The sequence below is a fragment of the Halorubrum kocurii JCM 14978 genome (genome assembly GCF_000337355.1).
Classification (GTDB): domain Archaea; phylum Halobacteriota; class Halobacteria; order Halobacteriales; family Haloferacaceae; genus Halorubrum; species Halorubrum kocurii.
Genome location: NZ_AOJH01000030.1, coordinates 23,820 through 42,117 on the forward strand (window position 1 = coordinate 23,820; position 18,298 = coordinate 42,117).

15 protein-coding genes and 1 pseudogene are annotated in these 18,298 nt (G+C 68.9%); 12 read left to right on the forward strand and 4 right to left on the reverse strand.

Going from position 1 to position 18,298, the window contains the following annotated elements:
* Nucleotides 1–55: 55 nt before the first annotated feature.
* From C468_RS03965 to icd, 3 genes are all read left to right on the forward strand, one after another.
* Nucleotides 56–1,597 (forward strand): HTTM domain-containing protein, encoded by a 1,542-nt coding sequence (locus C468_RS03965; protein WP_008847580.1) that lies wholly within the window; start codon nucleotides 56–58, stop codon nucleotides 1,595–1,597.
* Nucleotides 1,598–1,682: 85 nt separating this feature from the next.
* Nucleotides 1,683–2,672 (forward strand): glycosyltransferase, encoded by a 990-nt coding sequence (locus tag C468_RS03970; RefSeq protein WP_049911984.1) that lies wholly within the window; start codon nucleotides 1,683–1,685, stop codon nucleotides 2,670–2,672.
* Nucleotides 2,673–2,779: 107 nt separating this feature from the next.
* Complete coding sequence (gene icd, locus C468_RS03975) at nucleotides 2,780–4,042, forward strand: isocitrate dehydrogenase (NADP(+)) (RefSeq protein WP_008847582.1); 1,263 nt, start codon at nucleotides 2,780–2,782, stop codon at nucleotides 4,040–4,042.
* Between the two features lie 269 nt (nucleotides 4,043–4,311).
* Here icd and C468_RS03980 read toward each other — a convergent pair whose 3' ends face one another.
* On the reverse strand, nucleotides 4,312–4,725 hold the full coding sequence (locus C468_RS03980; RefSeq protein WP_008001183.1) for an Lrp/AsnC family transcriptional regulator: 414 nt from the start codon (nucleotides 4,723–4,725) through the stop codon (nucleotides 4,312–4,314).
* A 96-nt stretch (nucleotides 4,726–4,821) separates the two neighbouring features.
* Between C468_RS03980 and carA the strand changes: the two genes are divergently transcribed.
* Both carA and surE read left to right on the forward strand, forming a co-directional pair.
* Entirely contained in the window at nucleotides 4,822–5,883 is a 1,062-nt protein-coding gene (gene carA, locus C468_RS03985) for a glutamine-hydrolyzing carbamoyl-phosphate synthase small subunit (RefSeq protein ID WP_008847583.1), read from the forward strand.
* Nucleotides 5,884–6,032: 149 nt separating this feature from the next.
* Nucleotides 6,033–6,935: a 5'/3'-nucleotidase SurE gene (surE, locus tag C468_RS03990; RefSeq protein WP_008847584.1), complete on the forward strand. Its 903-nt coding sequence runs from the start codon at nucleotides 6,033–6,035 to the stop codon at nucleotides 6,933–6,935.
* A 50-nt stretch (nucleotides 6,936–6,985) separates the two neighbouring features.
* Here the strand turns inward: surE and C468_RS03995 are convergent, their stop codons facing one another.
* Nucleotides 6,986–7,213 carry a hypothetical protein gene (locus C468_RS03995; protein ID WP_008847585.1) on the reverse strand — a complete coding sequence of 76 codons (228 nt, stop codon included), beginning with the start codon at nucleotides 7,211–7,213 and terminating at the stop codon, nucleotides 6,986–6,988.
* 359 nt (nucleotides 7,214–7,572) lie between these two features.
* Here C468_RS03995 and C468_RS04000 point away from each other — a divergent pair, with 359 nt between their 5' ends.
* Both C468_RS04000 and C468_RS04005 read left to right on the forward strand, forming a co-directional pair.
* Nucleotides 7,573–9,345, forward strand: a complete 1,773-nt coding sequence (locus tag C468_RS04000; RefSeq protein ID WP_008847586.1) for a glutamate--tRNA ligase — start codon at nucleotides 7,573–7,575, stop codon at nucleotides 9,343–9,345.
* Nucleotides 9,346–9,439: 94 nt separating this feature from the next.
* Nucleotides 9,440–9,769 (forward strand): 4Fe-4S dicluster domain-containing protein, encoded by a 330-nt coding sequence (locus C468_RS04005; protein ID WP_008847587.1) that lies wholly within the window; start codon nucleotides 9,440–9,442, stop codon nucleotides 9,767–9,769.
* Nucleotides 9,770–10,059: 290 nt separating this feature from the next.
* On the opposite strand, the gene tmcA is transcribed toward C468_RS04005, so the two are convergent.
* Nucleotides 10,060–12,444: a tRNA(Met) cytidine acetyltransferase TmcA gene (gene tmcA / locus C468_RS04010; protein ID WP_008847588.1), complete on the reverse strand. Its 2,385-nt coding sequence runs from the start codon at nucleotides 12,442–12,444 to the stop codon at nucleotides 10,060–10,062.
* A gap of 129 nt (nucleotides 12,445–12,573) precedes the next feature.
* Between tmcA and C468_RS04015 the strand changes: the two genes are divergently transcribed.
* Nucleotides 12,574–13,020 carry a UPF0179 family protein gene (locus C468_RS04015; RefSeq protein WP_008847589.1) on the forward strand — a complete coding sequence of 149 codons (447 nt, stop codon included), beginning with the start codon at nucleotides 12,574–12,576 and terminating at the stop codon, nucleotides 13,018–13,020.
* 24 nt (nucleotides 13,021–13,044) lie between these two features.
* On the opposite strand, the gene C468_RS04020 is transcribed toward C468_RS04015, so the two are convergent.
* Entirely contained in the window at nucleotides 13,045–13,770 is a 726-nt protein-coding gene (locus tag C468_RS04020; RefSeq protein ID WP_008847590.1) for a nucleoside phosphorylase, read from the reverse strand.
* 188 nt (nucleotides 13,771–13,958) lie between these two features.
* Between C468_RS04020 and C468_RS04025 the strand changes: the two genes are divergently transcribed.
* From C468_RS04025 to C468_RS04040, 4 genes and pseudogenes are all read left to right on the forward strand, one after another.
* Nucleotides 13,959–14,156: a hypothetical protein gene (locus C468_RS04025; protein WP_008847591.1), complete on the forward strand. Its 198-nt coding sequence runs from the start codon at nucleotides 13,959–13,961 to the stop codon at nucleotides 14,154–14,156.
* A 97-nt stretch (nucleotides 14,157–14,253) separates the two neighbouring features.
* The gene (locus tag C468_RS04030) at nucleotides 14,254–16,554 is read left to right on the forward strand and encodes an Ig-like domain-containing protein (RefSeq protein WP_008847592.1); all 2,301 of its coding nucleotides are present in this window, start codon (nucleotides 14,254–14,256) and stop codon (nucleotides 16,552–16,554) included.
* A 164-nt stretch (nucleotides 16,555–16,718) separates the two neighbouring features.
* Nucleotides 16,719–18,062: a hydroxymethylglutaryl-CoA synthase gene (hmgB, locus tag C468_RS04035; RefSeq protein WP_008847593.1), complete on the forward strand. Its 1,344-nt coding sequence runs from the start codon at nucleotides 16,719–16,721 to the stop codon at nucleotides 18,060–18,062.
* A gap of 139 nt (nucleotides 18,063–18,201) precedes the next feature.
* Nucleotides 18,202–18,298 (forward strand): annotated as a pseudogene (locus C468_RS04040) (30S ribosomal protein S19e); the annotation flags it as partial.

Here is an 18,298-nt window from a genome sequence, read left to right on the forward strand (position 1 = left end):
CTCCGTACCCGCCGCCGCAAGACCTATCCACGCTCCTCGGAGAGTCGTCACCACCGTGGTCGAACGCCGAGACGCCGCCGCCGGTGACGCCGAGTCGGCCGACGGCGGATCCGCGGCCGCCATTCCGTCACGCCTCCGCGCCGCGCTCCGGCGCCGTCTCGGGATCGACCCGCGCGCGCTCGCGGCCTTCCGGATCGCGCTCGGCGCGGTCCTCCTCGTCGACCTCGCGCTGCGCGCCCGGAACCTGACTGCCTTCTACACCGACGCCGGGGTGCTCCCCCGACCGCTGCTCGCGGAGTCGTACCCCCTCGCGCGCCACTCGCTCCACGCGCTCTCCGGCGAGGCGTGGGCGGTCGCCCCGCTGTTCCTCCTCGCCGGGGCCGCCGCGCTCGCGCTCGCGCTCGGCTATCGGACCCGCGTCGCGGCCGCGGTCTCGCTGGTCCTGCTCGCGTCGCTGCAGGCGCGGAACCCGTTCGTGCTCAACGCCGGCGACACACTCCTCTGGCAGCTGCTCGGGGCCGGTCTGCTGTGTCCGCTCGGCGCGCGCTGGTCGGTGGACGCGGTCCGAGGGCGTGGGGGCGCACCGCGCGCACGCTCCCAGCCAGAAACCGATCGGTTCGCCGGCCCGCAGTCGGCCCTCCTGTTGACCGTCGTCCTCGCGGTGTACGTCTCGAACGCCGTCGTGAAGCTCCGCGGCGAGGCGTGGCCCGCGGGCGAGGCGGTCGAGACCGTCTTCCGGCTCACGTACCTCCACGGCCCGCTCGGGGGGCTGCCGCCCGAGAGCCCGGCGCTGCTCGCGGCCGCGGCCTACGGCTGGCTCGCGCTGCTCGTCGCGTCGCCGCTACTCGTCGCGGCCGCCGGGCGGGTTCGGGCGGCGCTCGCCGGACTCCTCGTGGCCGCCCACCTCTCGATGGCGTTCACGCTCCAGATCGGCGTCTTCTCGGTGATTTCGGCGGTCGGCCTGCTGCCCCTCTTCCCGCCGTTCGTCTGGGACCGGACCGAGACGCTGGCCGCCCCGGCGATCGGGCGGCTCCGATCGGCGGTCGACGGCTTCTCCGAACCGCTGGACTGCGGCGCCGCGACCGGTTCGCTCTCCGGCGTCGGTCTCGACCGACCGACCCGCGGTCGCCTCCTCGCCGCCGTCGCCGCGCTCCTCCTCGTCTCGCTGCTCGCGTGGACCGCCATGGGTCTCGGGGTCGTCGGTGCGCCCGAGCCCGTCGCGGCCGTGTCCGACCCGGCCGAGAGCGACTGGGACATGTTCGCGCCGGAGCCGCCGTCGACCGACGACCTCATTCTCGCGACGGCGACGACCGCCGACGGCGACCGGATCGACGCCCTTTACGGCGACCCGGTCGCGGTCGACCGTCCCCCGTCGGACGCCCGCGGCTACCCCACCGCCCGCTGGCGGAAGCACTTCTCGCTGCTACCGGTCGACGACGCCGACCGCGTCGACGCGACGCTCGCGCACCTCTGTGACCGCGCGGCGGGGCTCTCCGACGCGGAGACGGACTCGGTGACGGTCTCGTCGGTCGAGGTCGACGTCTCCGGGGACGGGGAGGCCCGGGTCCGAGCGGTCGGCACGCGCGAGTGTCGGTGAGGGCCGGGCGCGAGTCGTCCCGGAGAGAACGACCGTGCGGGAACGCGACTGGCTCCTTATTACTCCCCCGGCCGAAGCGGCCGACGTGACACGCGCGGACCAGGACCGACCGCCGACCTCCGTCCTCCTCCCGACCGTGCGCTGGACCGACGCCTGCGACGAGGTGGCCGGACAGCTCGGCGGGCGCGACGAGCTGCTCGTGATCTGCGACACCGACGACGACCCGGTCGCCGAGCGCCGGGGACGGGCGCCTGAGGGCGTCCGGATCGTCCTCGCGGGCGAGCCCGAGGGGTGCTCCGGGAAGGCGAACGCCATCGCCGCGGGGATGGAGGCGGCCGGCCACGACCGGATCGTCTGGACCGATGACGACTTCGCGCACCCGGACGACTGGCTCGCGACGCTCAACGCCGACTACGAGCGGCAGGGGCCGACGACGGAGATTCCGGTCTTCGTCGGGAAAGACCCGCTCGCTCGGTTGTTCGAGCCCGCGTACGCGATCGGCGGGACCGCCGCGGTGTTCGCGGGCGGGATCGCCTGGGGTGGCGCGGTCGTCTTCGAGCGCGACGACCTCCACCGGCCCGGGACGGTCTCCGACGCCGCCGCAGACGACGGCAGAGACGCCGACGACCCGGAGGCGGCGTTCCTCGCGGACCTCCGCCGGACCGTCAGCGACGACGGGACCCTCACCGAGTACCTCGACGTGACGGCCGCGGACCGGACGCGGACGGTGCCCTGCGGCGGCTCGCTTCGCGGATCCCTGGAGCGGTTCGTCCGGTTCTTCCGGATCGTGCGGTTCCACGACACTCCCGCGGCCGCGTTCGACGTCGCCTTCGCGGTCGGGTTCGCAGCGCTGTGTCTGTTCGCGCCGGTGCTCGGCGTGGCGCTCGTCACCGCCGTCTCGGCCGCCGTCTACGCCCGGTTCGGGATCCGCCGGGCGACGTTCCTGCTCGCGGGCCCGTCGGTGCTCCTCTCGCCGCTCTTCATCGCGTACGCGCTGGCGCGTCGGACGTTCGTCTGGGGCGGCCGGCGCTATCGGTGGCGGTCGCTGTTCGACGTGGAAGTGTTGCCCGCGTGAGACCGGCTCCCTCGAGAGACCGGCTTAAACGCCCGATTTCGGGGGCTCTGGCGTCCAGCGGCAAAGCGGCAGGCACTTTACGCGGCTCCGACAACGCACGAACGTTCATGAGCTACGACAAGGTCGACGTCCCCGACGACGGCGAGGCCATCACGCTCGCCGACGAGGAGACCGGCGAGCTGAACGTCCCCGAGAACCCGATCATCCCGATCATTCACGGCGACGGGATCGGCACCGACGTCGGGCCGGCCGCCCAGAAGGTACTGGACGCGGCCGCGGAGGCGACGGGCCGCTCCATCGCGTGGATGCGCGTCTACGCCGGCGAGAGCGCTCGCGAGAAGTACGACGAGAACCTCCCCGAGGACACCGTCTCGGCGATCCGCGACCACCGCGTCGCGATCAAGGGCCCGCTGACGACGCCCGTCGGCGCCGGCTTCCGCTCGCTGAACGTCGCGCTCCGCAAGACGCTCGACATGTACGCGAACGTCCGGCCGACCTACCATCTCGACGGCGTCCCGTCGCCCGTCAAGAACCCCGAGGCGATGGACATGATCACCTTCCGTGAGAACACGGAGGACGTGTACGCCGGCATCGAATGGGAGGCCGGCACCGACGAGGTCGAGCGGGTACGCGACTTCCTCGAAGACGACATGGAGGTCGCCGACGTCATCCACGACGGCCCGGTCGGGATCGGCATCAAGCCCATCTCGGAGTTCGGCTCGAAACGCCTCATCCGCGAGGCGGTCGACTACGCGCTCGCGAACGGCCGCGACTCGGTCACGCTCGTCCACAAGGGGAACATCATGAAGTTCACCGAGGGCGCGTTCCGTGACTGGGGCTATGAGGTCGCCGAGGAGGAGTACGGCGACGACGTCATCACCGAAGACCAGCTCTGGGACGAGCATGACGGCGAGCAGCCCGAGGACACCCTCGTCGTCAAGGACCGCATCGCGGACAACATGCTCCAGCAGCTGTTGACCCGCACCGACGAGTACTCGGTCATCGCGACGATGAACCTCAACGGCGACTACATGTCCGACGCCGCCGGCGCGCAGATCGGCGGTCTCGGCATCGCGCCCGGTATCAACCGCGGCCACGGTCGCTGTCTCGCCGAGCCCGTCCACGGCTCCGCGCCCAAGTACGCGGGCCAGGACAAGGTGAACCCCACCGCGATGATCCTCTCCGGCCGCGAGATGCTCGACTACCTCGGGTGGGACGACGCCGCCGAACTCGTGCGCGACGCCGTCGAGGAGACGATCTCGTCCGGACAGGTCACCTACGACCTCCACCGGCAGATCGAGGGCGGCGAGAAGCTCGCGACGAGCGAGTTCGCCGAGGCCGTCGTCGACAAGATCGACGAGCTGGCGTAAGCGTCGTTTAATCGCATCTACGATTTTCATTCTTTTTCTGAGCGCGAGAGACGTCGCCGCTTCTAGACAACCGGTGATCGCGGATCGGTGGTGAACACCTCCAAAGCCCCAGCCGCTCGGCAGTACGTGATCGACGACTCCGCGCCTCACGCCTCCCCAGCCTCGCGGCTCCCTACGGTCGCCGCGTCCCTCGCGGGCTCCTCGCGACCGCCCTTGGCGGTCGCTCGGAGGCACGCCACCGCACACGTTCACTTATAAAGAGCTGCCGTCTACCCCAGCCGCTCGTCGAGGATGAGCCGCGTCTTCGTCGACTTGACCTCGTCCATCTCCCTCGCCTGGGAGATGAGCTCGTTGACCGCACGCGTGTCGACGGCGTCGACGACGAGCACAACGTCGTCCTCGCCGGAGACCTGCCAGACGAAGTCCACCTCCTCCCAGTCGACCATCCGCTCGCCGACGGCGGCGGTGTCGACGTTCATCTCCACCGAGATCTCGATCATCGCCTTCACGTTCCCCGTGCGGGTCGTGACGGTGAACCGCTCGATGATCCCCTCGTCGGTCATGCGGTCGACGCGGTTGCGCACCGTCCCCTCGGAGGTGCCGACCCGGTCCGCAATCTCCGTGTAGGGGGTTCGCGCGTCTCGTCGCAGTATCGAGAGGATCCGGCGATCGAGGTCGTCCATACCCGTCCGTCTCGCCCCGACGACTTACTCGTTACGAATATCGTAACGTAACTACGAACGACGCATTTATTACCCTTTGCGCGTACGTTTCTCGTAATGTCGGACGCCTATATCGCGCTGGCCGACGGACGCGTGCTCGAAGCGCGCGCTCGTTCGCCGGGGCGCACCCGCGGCGAACTGGTGTTCACGACCGCGTACACCGGCTATGAGGAGTCGCTCACCGACCCCTCCTACGCCGAACAGATACTCACCTTCTCGTACCCCCTCATCGGGAACTACGGCGTCCGAAGCGAGCGGTTCGAGTCCGAATCGGTCCAGCCGCGCGCGGCGATCGCCCGCGAGCTGACCGACGACGTCGCCGAGTGGCTCGCCGGCGAGGACGTGCCGGCCGTCGACCACGTCGACACCCGCGAGATCGTCACGACCGTCCGGGAGGAGGGCGCGATGGCCTGCGGGATCGCCGCCGGCCCGGACGCGACCCCCGAGGACGCGGTCGAGGAGATGGAGGCGTGCAAGCCGATGAGCGACCACGTCGACATCGGCGCGCAGGTCTCCGTGTCGGAGCCGACCGTCCAAGAGGGCGACGGCGTCGCCGACGTGGCCCTGATCGACTGCGGCGCGAAGGGCTCGATCATCTCCTCGCTCACCGAGCGCGGCGCGGACGTCCACGTCCTCCCGTACGACGCGACCCCCGAGGACGTGGCCGACGTGGACCCGGACGTGCTGTTCGTCTCGAACGGCCCGGGCGACCCGGAGAACTTTGTCGCCGCGCAAGCGGTCGTCGACGCCTTCGCGGGCGACCTGCCGATGGCCGGTATCTGCCTCGGCCAGCAGGTGATCACGAGCGCGCTCGGTGGCTCGACCGAGAAGATGGCGTTCGGCCACCGCGGCGTCAACCAGCCCGTCAGGGACCTCCGGAGCGGGAAAGTCGTGATGACCACGCAGAACCACGGCTACACGGTCGACGACACCGGTCCGCTGGAGGTGACGCAGGTGAACGTCAACGACGACACCGTCGAGGGGCTCGACAGCACGGACCTCGACGTCATCACCCGCCAGTACCACCCCGAGGCGAACCCCGGGCCGCACGACTCGCTCGGCTTCTTCGACGAGGTGCTGGAGCTCGCGGAGGCGACGCCGCCCGTCGCCGCCGACTGACCACGCCGCCCGCCGCTGACCACGCCGGAGTACCACTCGCCGACGCCTGTCGGTTCCCGCGTCGAACTTTCGCCCGCTCCGCTTCCCGTCCGACCCGCGTTCCGACCGCGACCGGCGACGTTTTCCCCCGTCCCCTCGCAGTGACGGCCATGACGACGGAGATCCTCCTCACTAACGACGACGGCATCGACGCCGTCGGGCTCCGGGCGCTGGCCGACGCGCTCTCCCGCGACTACGACGTGACGGTCGTCGCGCCCGAGAGCAACCAGTCCGGCGTCGGCGGCGCGCGCTCGTGGTGGGACACGACGGTCGAGTACACCGAGACGGGCGCCGGTTACGCGGTCGACGGCACTCCCGCCGACTGCGTCGCCGTCGCGGACGTGGCGCTCGGGCTCGACCCCGACGCCGTCGTCTCCGGCTGTAACCACGGGCCGAACATCGGCGCGCACATCCTCGGGCAGTCCGGAACGGTCGGCGCCGCGATGGAGGCCTCGTTCCTCGGGACGCCGGCGATCGCGGTGTCGCTGTACGACCGCGGCAACCTCCCCGTCCCGCCGACGCTCGACAACGGCGACTTCGCGGTCGCCGGCGAGGTCGTCGTCGACCTGCTCGGACGCGCGGAACGCGCCGCCGCCGACGGCGACCTCGCCCTCCCGTTCGGCGCCGACGTGCTGAATGTCAACGTCCCCGCCGCCGACGACGAGACCGCCGCGGACCCGACGTACCGGCTGACCGAGCCCGCGCGCGGCTTCGACGTGATCGAGTTCCGTCCGGGCGAGGAGGGGCCGGAAGACGAGAACGTCCCCGAGGGCTGGGAGTTCAACGAGCGACGCGGGGAGATGGGGATGGAGCTTCGCGACCGCTTCTGGCGGGAGTTCCTCCGCGGCGACGTCCCCGACGACCCCGGCTCCGACCGGCTCGCGGTCGTCGAGGGCGAGGTGAGCATCTCGCCGCTGTCCTCGTCGCGGTCGATCGCCGGCGACCGCGCCGGCGAGGTCGTCAACGGGCCGGCTGAGGCCGCCTCGGGCGCCTCGCGGATAGAACAGGACTGACCGGCGGACTCCTTCCGTCACCGCCGTCCCGGAGCCGTCTCAGCGCCGTCTCAGCGCCGCCGTCCCGGTCGACGCGAACTGCCGGCGAACTCCCTGCCGAGCCGGCCGAGGTACCACACAATGATCAGCCCCAGCACGATCCCGCTGCCGAGCGCCGCGAGCAGCTCGACCGCCGAGGGGTCGAACTGGAGCGAGATGAGCGGCGGCGACACCGCCACGATGAGGAGGATGGCGGCCTTTATCCGTCGGTTCCCGGCGTCGCGTTCCGCCTCCGACATGGGCTCTACCACGCGGACCCCTCCGCGGTCCACGCTCGGGGCCCGATCGCTCCCGTGTCCATGGCCCACCCACGACTCGCCCGGATATCAACCCGGCGGAGCCGGACGGACGCCGCTCCGACCGCCGGCTCCCCGAACCGATCGCACACGTTCGCCGCCGCGGCTTGATAAACGTCTCGACCGTTCACGTCGGTAGCGGGTGCATATCGGCGTGAACGGTCTCGACGGTTTAAGCCCGGCCGGGCTCACGTGTCCGATACCCCTGCCCGCGGCCCCGCCGGTGCGGCTCGTTTCGCGCGAGTCGCTCCCTCCACCGCCGTTCCGCGGCGTTTTTGAGCCGACCCCGACAAGCGACGTGCATGGACGACGAACTCCGCGAGCGCGTCGAGGCGGCCGCCGAGGCCGCCGCGCTGTTCAACGCGCTCAAACACGGCAGCGACCCGGACGTGGGCGCCATCATGGGCCCGCTCATGGGCGAGAACCCCGACTTCCGACCGCACGGCGACGAGATTCCCGGCGTCGTCGCGCCGGTCGTGAACCGGGTCGCCGGCATGGACGAGGCGGAGCGCCGGGAGCGACTCGGCGAGCTCGCGCCAGACAAGCTCGCGGAGCTGGAGGCCGACGACGAGGAAGACGAACGCGTCCTCCCCGACCTCCCGAACGCCGAGGACGGCGAGGTCGTGATGCGCGCCGCGCCGAACCCCAACGGTCCGTGGCACGTCGGCCACGCGCGCATGCCCGCCGTCATCGGCACGTACAAGGAGCGGTACGACGGGGAGTTCATCTGCCGCTTCGACGACACCGACCCGGAGACGAAGCGCCCGGACCTCGACGCCTACGACGCCATCTTAGAGGACATCGAGTACCTCGGCTTCGAGGTCGACCGCGTCCTGAAGGCCTCCGACCGGCTGGAGACGTACTACGACCACGCCCGCGACCTGATCGACGCCGGCGGCGCGTACACCTGCTCGTGTTCCGGCGAGGAGTTCTCGGCGCTCAAAAACGACGCCGAGGCGTGCCCGCACCGCGACAAGGACGGCGAGACGGTCCGCGAGGAGTTCGAGGCGATGGTCGACGGCGAGTATTCGGCCGGCGAATTGGTGTTACGCGTCCGGACCGACATCGAGCACAAAAACCCCGCGCTCCGCGACTGGGTCGCCTTCCGGATGATCGACACGCCGCACCCGCGCGAGGCGGCCGCCGACTACCGCTGTTGGCCCATGCTCGACTTCCAGTCGGGCGTCGACGACCACCTCACGGGCGTCACGCACATCATCCGCGGGATCGACCTCCAGGACTCCGCGAAGCGCCAGCAGTTTGTCTACGACTACTTCGACTGGGAGTACCCGGAGGTGCTCCACTGGGGCCACGTGCAGGTCGACGAGTACGACGTGACACTCTCCACCTCGACGATCAAAGGGCTGATCGAGGACGGCGAGCTGACCGGCTGGGACGACCCGCGCGCCCCGACCATTCAGTCCATGCGCCGCCGCGGCATTCAGGGGCAGGCCCTCGTCGACTCGATGACCGAACTGGGGATGTCCACCTCCGACGTCGACCTGGCGATGTCGTCGGTGTACGCCAACAACCGGGACCTGGTCGACGACGGGGCGAACCGGTACTTCCTCGTGCGCGACCGCGACGACGCTCCCGCGGTCGAGCTGCCGGTCGTCGACGGCGACGCGCCAGCGCCCGAGGCGGGCCACCCGCCGCTCCACCCCGACCACCCGGACCGCGGCGACCGCGAGGTCCCCGCCGGGCGGGTCGTCGTCGAGTCCCCGGACCTCCCGAGCGAGGGCGAGCGCGTCTGGCTCAAGGGGTACGGCTGCGTTCGGTACGAGGGGGACGAGCTGGTCTTCGTCGACGCCGCCATCGAGGTCGTCCGCGAGGGCGACGTGGACGTGATCCACTGGGCGCCGGTCGAGGAGGGGCTCGAAACCCTCCTGCGCACCGTCTCCGGCGACGTGCGAGGGATCGCCGAGCCCGCGGTCGCTGACGTCGACCCCGACACGGTCGTCCAGTTCGTGCGCGTCGGCTTCGCTCGGATCGACGGGTTCGACCCCGAGCCGACCGACGATCCGGACGGGCCGAACGGCGAAGAGGACCTGCTCGCCTACTTCGCGCACCCGTAGGCGGCGCCTTCGGACCCCCTGCGGCTCCCGCGAGACGCCCTCGCCGGCTTCTCGCCGCGGGGGTTAAATAGCGAGCCCCGGAACTACGGGCACGATGGCCATCGACTCGAACTTCGAACAGAGCCGGGAGAAGGTCGGCGAGGAGGACGGCGTCGCCGTTTGGGGCCCCGTCGAGCCGCCGGAGAAGCAGGGAATTCGCGGGACGCACGTCGCGGTCGACTTCGACATCTGTCTCGCCGACGGCGCGTGCCTGGAGGACTGCCCGGTCGACGTGTTCGAGTGGGTCGACACCCCCGGTCACCCCGAGTCCGAGCGGAAGGCGAACCCCGCCGACGAGGACCAGTGCATCGACTGCATGCTCTGTGTCGACGTCTGTCCGGTCGACGCGATCGACGTCGATCCCGGTCGCGAGAACCGTTTATAAACGGCCGAGGGCGTCGTACTCGCCTCCGAAGCCACCGCAGACCACTTATACGTCGTTGATCGCGGATCGACGGAAACCCCGCCCCGCACAGCAACCGCACAGCACCTCACGCCTCCCCAGCCTCGCGGTTCGCGCTCTGCGAGCGCTCACCGCGTCCAGCGAGAATCGAAGATTCTCTGGCAGCCGGCGGCTCCGCCGCCGGCGACCTCGCGCGTGCGATTCGCAGCCCGACGGCTGCTCATCGGCACGCGCCACCGCACAGCGGTTTATAAGTAATGCGTAGACGTCTCTCAGTCGTTTATAAATCGCTCCCGTTCTTCGAGCGCGAAGTCGGTCCCGTACCGCTCGACGAGGGGCTCGTAAGCGTCGCCGAGCGCGCGCATGCAGGCGCCCGTCGACACGTACCCGAGCTCGTCGGCGACCGACTCGCTCGGGTGGCCCTGCAGGACCTTCCGGACGAGCAGGCGCTTCTCGCGGTCGTCGAGCGCGTCGCCGTCGCTCGTCTCGCTCCCCCCCTCGCCGTCGATCAGCGCCGCGACCGCGAGGTCGCGGAACGCGCCGGGCGCGCTGTCGTACATCCCCGGACCGTACGACGCGCCTACGACGGAGCGCCACTCGATCTCGGTCAGGTCGACGGTCGTCGGCGCGGAACAGGCGCGGAGCGCGCCGACGACCACGCCGGGGTCCACGTCGCGGTGAGCGTCGGAGAGCCCGTCGCGCTCGCGGTCGCGAAACGCGGCGGCGTGGCGGCCGAGGAGGGCGCTCCCCGGTCCGTCCTCGCCGCCGGGGCGAAGCATGATCGCGGAGTACTCCCCGGAGGCGTCGTTGCGGGACGTCGAGAGGTGGACCGTGCGGTAGCCCGCCCGCCGCCAGAAGCGGAGCAGGCGCGGGGTCGCGCCGTAGCCGACCGAGAAGTAGTCGACTGCGTCGCCGTCGGTTTCCCCGCCGAACTCCTCGTGCACCTCCTCCAGCAGGCGCGTGCCGAACTCCTCGCCTCTGAGCGCGTGGTGGGTCGCGATCCGCACGGTCCGCACTCCCCGCGGCTCGGCGGCCGCCTCGTCGCGGAGCTGGCTCGTGAGTACGTCCGGCACCATGTTACCGCGGACGCGCTCGCCCTCGTACATCCCTCGGCGGGTCTCGGCGTCGAGCCCGCCCTCCCGCGCGAGCAGCGCGACCGCGACGACGCGCCCCTCCGCCACCAGCGCCCGCGCGGCGAGGTTCGGGGCGTCGAGCAGGCGCGCGAGGTCGTTCGGCTCCGTGCGGTAGTGCGCCGCGACGAGCAACCCGAACGCCTCCCGCAGCAGGGCCTCGTCCGCGAGCAGGTCGTCGGGTGCGAGCGTCCGGTACGTCGCCTCCCCGACCGCGCTTCCCGCGACCGCCTCTTCGACCGCCGGGCGCGCGTCCAACAGGAGCGCCCGCGACGCCCACGCCTCCACCGGGTCGTTCCGCGCGTACCGGATCGGCTCGTCGAGCCGCACGTCCCGCACCGAGAACGGGCTCGCGCGCAGCCGCTCTTTGAACCGGATCGAGAACCCGCGGCCGGCCCCCTCGTAGCCGTGGACCGTCGTGCAGAACGCGACCGCCGGCGCGTCGAGGAACCGCTCGAGCAGCCGCACCGGGAGCGCGGCCGCCTCGTCGACGATCACCGCGTCCGGGTCGCCGGGGAGGTCGGCGGCCTCGGCGGGCGCGAGGTAGCGCACCCGTCCCCCGCTCGGGGCGTCGAGGTGACGGGCGTCGCGCTCGGGGTAGCTTTCCCCGCCCTCGCCGGCGTGCTCGTTCCCCTCGATCAGCGCTCCCGCCCGCGCGAAGACCTCCGCCGCGTTGCGGAACGCCGGCGCCGTGACGAGCACGTCGGCGCCGCCGAGCGCCAGCGCGCCCGCCGCGATCCCCGCCGCGCTCGACTTTCCGCGCCCGCGGTCCGCCTCGGCGACGACCGCGGTCCCCGGCGTCGCGAGCGCCTCGAACGCCCTCACCGCCCGGACCTGATCGGCCGTGAGACATGCCTCGTAGGCCGCGGCCGGGAACGTCGCGTTCGGCGGGGCGGTCGGCCGTGCGGCCGGTTCTGCGGTCGTCTCTCCGCGTGACCCGACGAGGCCGTCGCGCTCGACCGCGTCATCCGCCGGCCCGTCCGCCCCGAGCGAGGCGATCGCGATCCCCGGGTGCGAGCGGAGCGTTGCGACGAAGCGCTCGCGGAAGCGACCGGTCACGTCATCGATCCCGTACGGCGGGACCGCGAGCGAGTCGTCGAATCGGTCGCGGACGGCCGGCCACGCGTCGAGGTCGGGGGTCAGGAGGACGAGGAGCCCGCCGCCGTCGACCGCGCCGACGCACCGCCCGACCGCGTTCGGGACGAACTGCTCGTGGCAGTCGAGGACGACGGCCTCGCGGGTGCGACCGAGCAGGTCGTCGGCGTTTCGAGGGCGGTGTTCCTCGAACCGGAACCCCTCACGGGTGGAGACGACCGAGACCGACTCGCGCGTGTCGCCGTTCCGCTCGTCGCCGTTTCGGTCACCGCCTTTTCGCTCCTCGCTTTCCCGCCTGTCGCCCGCGATCGCTTCGACCGCGGCGTAGGCCGCGTCGAGCCCGCGGTCGCGGTCGCCGGCGAACACGAGGACGCGCCGCTCGTTCGTCGCCTCGGCTTCCCGCTTCGCGTCTCGCGCCAGCGCCGCGATCATCGTTCGGTCGTCGTTGCCGGGGGGCGCGGATGTGTCTTCCCCTCCGGACCCACCACGTCTCACTCGCCTCTCAAGTCTCACGCTTCGCGAGGCGGGACGCTTACGGACTCCCGGCGCGTCTCTCCGGGTATGACCACGGTCACGCTCATCGGCACGCGGCTCGCGGACACGGGTCGCGAGTTCGTCTATCAGGGAGAGTCGCCCGACTGCGAGGGGTGTCCCTATCGGAGCCAGTGTCTCAACCTCTCGGAGGGGACTCGGTACCGCGTGACGGGCATCCGCGAGAACGCGCAGACGCTCGACTGCGCCGTCCACGACGCCGGCGTCCGCGCGGTCGAGGTCGAGCCCGCGCCCGTCCCCGCGAACGTCCCGTCGAAGCAGGCGTACGCCGGCGGCCGCGTCTCGCTCGCCGGCCCGTGTCCGCACACCGAGTGCCCGAGCCACGGGTACTGCGTCCCCGACGGCGCCGGCTTCGACGACGAGCGCGTGATCGACCAGGTGCTCGGCGAACCCCCCCACGACACCTGCGCGCTCGACCGCGACCTGACGCTGGTGGAGTTCCGGGCGGAAGAGTAACGAACCGGCTCTCGCGATCGACGCCTACAGCTCGGTGACCGCGTTCAGCGTGATCAGGATCGCCCGTTCGACGTTGTCTTTGGCCTTCTCCGGCAGCTCGTCGTCCGAGTCCGCGCCCTTCTGCGAGCCCGCGACGAGGTTGCCGTCGACGGTGCAGATCGCGCCGGCCCGCAGCTCCTTGCGCCGCGCGAGCGCGAAGACGGTCGCCGCCTCCATCTCGATCGCGAGCAGGTTCGCGTCGTTCCAGTCGTCGACGTACGCGTCGCTCTCGTTGTAGAAGGCGTCGTCGGAGACGATCGGCCCGACGTGGATCTCCTCCTCGTTGTCCTCGGCGGCGCCGACGAGCTCGGTGAGCGCGTCGTAGTCCGGGACCGCGGGGTAGTTCGCCGACTCGTAGCGCTTGCTCGTCCCCTCTTCCTTGGCCGCGCCCGTCGCGACCACCATGTCGCCGACCTCCATGTCGGGCTGTAAGGCGCCGCAGGTGCCACAGCGCAGGAACGTCTCGACGCCGACCCGCGAGAGCTCTTCGACCGCGATGGCGGCCGACGGGCAGCCGATCCCGGTCGAGCAGATCGTGAGGTCCGTCCCCTCGTAGCTCGCGTTCACGACCTTGTACTCGCGGTTCTGCGCGACGAGCTCGCTGTCGTCACACAGGTCCGCGATCCGGTCCACGCGCCCCGGGTCGCCGGGGATGATCGCGATCTCGTGGACGTCGCCCTCCTCGACCAGCAGGTGCGGCTGTTTCGCCATACGCGCGGAGACTCTCGCCGCGCGCAAAAACGGACCGGTCGGCAGCCGGTGCCGCGTTCGCGATCCCAATTTGATATCGCGGGATATACTTTATAATATGGAACCACCGATCGTCTCGACGACGGCGACGACTCGACCGCCGCCGTCCGATCGGCCGGTTTATCGCCTCGGGCGCGGCGAGTTCGGGTATGAGCGACTCCGACGAAGCCGCCGTCTCTCTCGCGTCGTCGATCGGCGCCCTCGTTGTCACGTTCCTCCTCGTCACCCCGGTCGCGGGGACGCTGCTCGGGTTCAACTGGACGCAGGCCGTGTTGATCGGCGGGTTCGCCGGCGCCGTCGCCGTCGCGTCGGCGCGGTTGACGGCGCGGCGGATCGACGGCGACTGACTCCGGCGACGGCGATCGGCGTGCGTCGCTCGGGCGGTTATCGGGACTGAGAGCCCGGACGGAGGATTTTATACCCGTCCGGCGTCGACATCTGGTAATGCGCTTCAGTCGCGACCGTCGGGGCCAGTCGGTCGTGATCGGGACGGTGATCCTGTTCGGCTTCCTCATCTTGGCGCTGTCGCTGTACCAGGTGCAGGTGGTGCCACAGGAGAACAGCGACATCGAGTTTGACCACAGCCAGCAGGTCGAAGGAGAGTTTTTGGACCTCCGAAACGCGGTCTTGAGCGCGAGCCGCACCGGTGCCGGCCGCTCGACATCGTTGAAACTCGGAACCCGGTATCCACAGCGGACGTTCGCGCTGAACCCGCCGCCGGCCGCGGGCCAGTTATCGACGACCGACCCCCGTGAGCTGCGTGTCGAGAACGCCACGGTCGAGGGAGAGGGGAACGTCGTCGCATACTGGAACAACCGGACTACGAGGGACGGTGCGATCGCGTTCAACACGAGCTCGCTGCGGTACTCGCCCGGATACAACGAGTTCCGGGACGGTCCCGACCTCGTGTACGAGCACTCGCTCGTCGTCGCCGAGTTCGAGAACACGGTCCTCTCCCGGACCGGGCAGACCGCGGTGGACGGCGACAACCGGATCCGGCTGACCGCGCTGGACGGAAGCGTAGACGAGTCGGGCGTCGAGCGGACGAGTCTGGACCCGGAAGCGCTCTCGCAGAGCCGGCGTTCGGTGACGCTGAACTCGACCGGAAGCGATCCGATCGTCCTCGAGCTACCGACGGATGTGTCGACTGAGCGAGCCGGGGATCTCGAGTCGGTGTGGCGCGACCGACTTGCGGAAGACGATGCGAATGTCGAGGATGTCACCGTCGCGAGCGGCACGGTTCGAGTCGAACTGAACGGTACAGCAACGTACCGCCTTGAGCTTGGCAAGGTCGGACTCGGAACTGAGACGACCGCTACCAACGAATCGGACGGGTACATCATCAAGGTCTCTTCGGAGAACGGGGTCGCAGTCGCGGAAGTTCGTGACCGATACAACAACCCTGTTGGGAACGCACAAGTCACTATCTCGGTCGACGGTTCGTTCGAGGAGACCGCGCAGACCAATGAAGAGGGTCGCGTCAGTTACGAGGTTGACGACGTTTCGGATATTGAGATGGCGATCAACGACGGGACCGAAACGTGGGAATCCATTTCGTTCGAGAGTGTCGGTGCTGGTGCCCCTGGCGGAGGTGGTGGTGCCCAATCGCTCCTCGTCGCACCGGAGGAGGCAGTCGCGTTCAATGGTCCTGGCTCTACCGAACGAGGCGGGTTTCAATTAGATGTCGAGAATCAACACGATGAGCAAGTCCGCATCACCGACGTAACGGTCCTTCCAGAGGATCCGGCCCTCAACGGGTTGTCCGATGAGGCGGATAGCTCTGGACCGGGTCGATCTGAACTGTACGTGCAGTCCGAAACCGACGCCATCGGTGATAAAAACGTTCTCTTAATTCCCGATCGGGAGTACGCTTTCATTCCGAACAGCGGACTCCAACTGAATCTCCAGCGCGGCCCTGAAAAACGAGCGTACGACACGGACACCGGGGAATATGTCGACGCCGAGACGGACTTTTCCGGTGTAGAAGTCCCGCTGAATTCCGGAGAACAGGCCACGATCACCCTAGCGGAGTTCTACAAAGTTGATCTGTTTGATGCGGCTGTCGTCGATGTCGCTGGTGAGACGTTCAGCGTTACTATCGGATACAAGGTCGCAGGTGAGCGACAGACCAAACAGTTCGTTACGACGATCGAGGAAGCGCCGATAGGGCGCGTGAACGTCCAAGAAAACATTGCACCCGGTGACGTCGACTTCGATGTGACCACCGATCAGTTCCAGAGTTTAGCAGCGGGATGGGTCGTTGTCGAGAACGCAGCAAGTGGCCAAACGGTTTCGTTTGAGTCGACTGATGGGGAGACGACGGCGGTCGATTCGGCTGACGTCGGCGGACTCTCTGAGGGCGATGAAATCGTCGCCACCCTCTATGAAAGTGACACGGAAGAGCGGCAACTGGATCAGGATAGCACCACCGTCGGAGGTGGAGCGTCTGCGATCAATGCGTTCGACGTGACGGACCAGAGCGGTAACCAAGCTCGGTTTGATGTCGATTGGGTTGTGACAAATGACGACGACGACCTCGATACAGTCGAAATCGAACTACAAGATGAGACCGGTACTGTTGTCGATACAGTTCTTAACGACGTCGGCGGTGGGAGTGCTTCGGGAACCGATCGGGTCGAACAGACCGCAAATCCTCCCGATCAAACGTATACCGTACGACTGATCGTGACAGACAACAACGGAAACGAGGTCGTCGAAACGCGGGAAATTGTGTATAGTGGCTGAGTCGGCTCCGCTTTTGCAGCGGTCTCAGTGTAGTACAGGCCGCTTTTAGCTCTCGTGCTGGCAAATGTACGAGAACCGGTTTCTGTAGGTGGCTTTAGAAGATACAACAATCGACGTAATCCACCATCGACAAAGCCATATGCCCACCTCATGAACAATCGCCTATGACCGAAGTCGGCATCGACGCCGTCGAGATCTGGACCGGAAAGCTCAAGCTCGACTTGCCCGGCACGTTCGCGCCGGAGAAGGGCGACGACCCGGAGAAGTACACGAAGGGGCTCGGGCTCAACAACTCCTCGTTCCCGGACGTGTACGAGGACATCGTCACGATGGGCGCGAACGCCGCCAAGGGGCTGATGGACCGGAAGGGGTTGGAGCCGGCCGACATCGGTCGGATCGACGTCGCCACGGAGTCGGCGTTCGACCACTCGAAACCGGTGTCGACGTACATCGCCGGCTGCCTCGAACAGGTGTACGACGGCGACTTCACCCACGCCAACAAGGGCGAGCGCAAGTTCGCCTGTCTGGCGGGAACGCAGGCGATCGACGACGCGTACAACTGGATCCGGGCGGGGCGAAACCGCGACCGCCCGGCGATCGTGATCACGACGGACACCGCGCTCTACGCCCGCGGCGACCCCGGCGAGGCGACGCAGGGCGCCGGCGCCGTCGCGATGCTGATCGACGAGGACCCCTCGATCGTCGCGCTCTCGACCGATCAGGGGTACGGCTCGAAAGACGAGACGGACTTCTTAAAACCGAACCAGCAGTTCCCGAGCGTCGACGGGAAACGCTCGGTGCAGGTGTACCTCTCCCGGATGCGCGAGGCCCTCGAGGACTACGAGTCCGTCACCGACGACATCGAGCTCGACGACTTCGCGTACGCCCCGTTCCACACGCCGTTCCCCGGGATGGTCCGGAAGGCGGCGCTGCTAGCGTACCGGCACGTCATCCGCGACACGGAGCACGAGGACGCGCTCGCCGACGAGATCGGCCGGCAGCCACGCGAAGGCAACTTCGTGGACCGCGAGGCGTACGAAGAGGCCATCCGCGAGTACATGGACAAGCTGAAAACCACCGAGCAGTACCAGACGTGGTACGACACCGTCGTGGAGCCGACGCTCGGTCTCTCGCGGGAGGTCGGAAACTGGTACACCAGTTCGGTCCACATCGCCCGTGTCAGCGCGCTGCGGGACGCTCTGGCCCGCGACCGGTCGTTCGTCGGCGACACGCTGCTCGTCGCCTCCTACGGCTCCGGCGCGCAGGCGGAGATCCACTCGGAGACGGTTCGGGAAGGCTGGCGGGCGGAGATCGAGGGGCTCGACATCGACGACCAGCTCGCCGAGCGCTACGACCTCACGTGGGAGGAGTACGAGGACGTCCACGACGTCCACGAGTACGACATGGACGTCGAACGCGAGATCGAGGAGTTCACGCAGCCGGAGTCGGAGTTCGTCTTCACCGGGTGGGGGCGGATGAACGAGCGGAAGTACGAGTACGTCGAGTGACCGGCTGACGGTGGGGAGTCGACGACGAGATCGCGGCTCTCCGTTCCGTTTCTGTAGGTCCGCTGTCCCGTGAAAACCGGTCACACGACGCTTCTCGAATACGATGGGTTTAAACGACGTTAGGCTGAAAATCACCTCAATGGTAACCATCTACGACGTGCCGGCCGACGCCCTCATCGAGGAGGTCGCCGCACGCCTCGAGGACCGGATCGACGCTGTCTCTTATACACATCTCT

What these genes read in the sequence shown, in the direction of transcription:
- C468_RS04005 (WP_008847587.1), top strand. Translation starts at nt 9,440, where the DNA reads ATGGCCATCGACTCGAACTTCGAACAGAGCCGGGAGAAGGTCGGCGAG.
- tmcA (WP_008847588.1), bottom strand. Translation starts at nt 12,444, where the DNA reads ATGATCGCGGCGCTGGCGCGAGACGCGAAGCGGGAAGCCGAGGCGACG.
- C468_RS04000 (WP_008847586.1), top strand. Translation starts at nt 7,573, where the DNA reads ATGGACGACGAACTCCGCGAGCGCGTCGAGGCGGCCGCCGAGGCCGCC.
- C468_RS04015 (WP_008847589.1), top strand. Translation starts at nt 12,574, where the DNA reads ATGACCACGGTCACGCTCATCGGCACGCGGCTCGCGGACACGGGTCGC.
- surE (WP_008847584.1), top strand. Translation starts at nt 6,033, where the DNA reads ATGACGACGGAGATCCTCCTCACTAACGACGACGGCATCGACGCCGTC.
- C468_RS03980 (WP_008001183.1), bottom strand. Translation starts at nt 4,725, where the DNA reads ATGGACGACCTCGATCGCCGGATCCTCTCGATACTGCGACGAGACGCG.
- icd (WP_008847582.1), top strand. Translation starts at nt 2,780, where the DNA reads ATGAGCTACGACAAGGTCGACGTCCCCGACGACGGCGAGGCCATCACG.
- carA (WP_008847583.1), top strand. Translation starts at nt 4,822, where the DNA reads ATGTCGGACGCCTATATCGCGCTGGCCGACGGACGCGTGCTCGAAGCG.
- C468_RS04025 (WP_008847591.1), top strand. Translation starts at nt 13,959, where the DNA reads ATGAGCGACTCCGACGAAGCCGCCGTCTCTCTCGCGTCGTCGATCGGC.
- hmgB (WP_008847593.1), top strand. Translation starts at nt 16,719, where the DNA reads ATGACCGAAGTCGGCATCGACGCCGTCGAGATCTGGACCGGAAAGCTC.
- C468_RS04030 (WP_008847592.1), top strand. Translation starts at nt 14,254, where the DNA reads ATGCGCTTCAGTCGCGACCGTCGGGGCCAGTCGGTCGTGATCGGGACG.
- C468_RS04020 (WP_008847590.1), bottom strand. Translation starts at nt 13,770, where the DNA reads ATGGCGAAACAGCCGCACCTGCTGGTCGAGGAGGGCGACGTCCACGAG.
- C468_RS03995 (WP_008847585.1), bottom strand. Translation starts at nt 7,213, where the DNA reads ATGTCGGAGGCGGAACGCGACGCCGGGAACCGACGGATAAAGGCCGCC.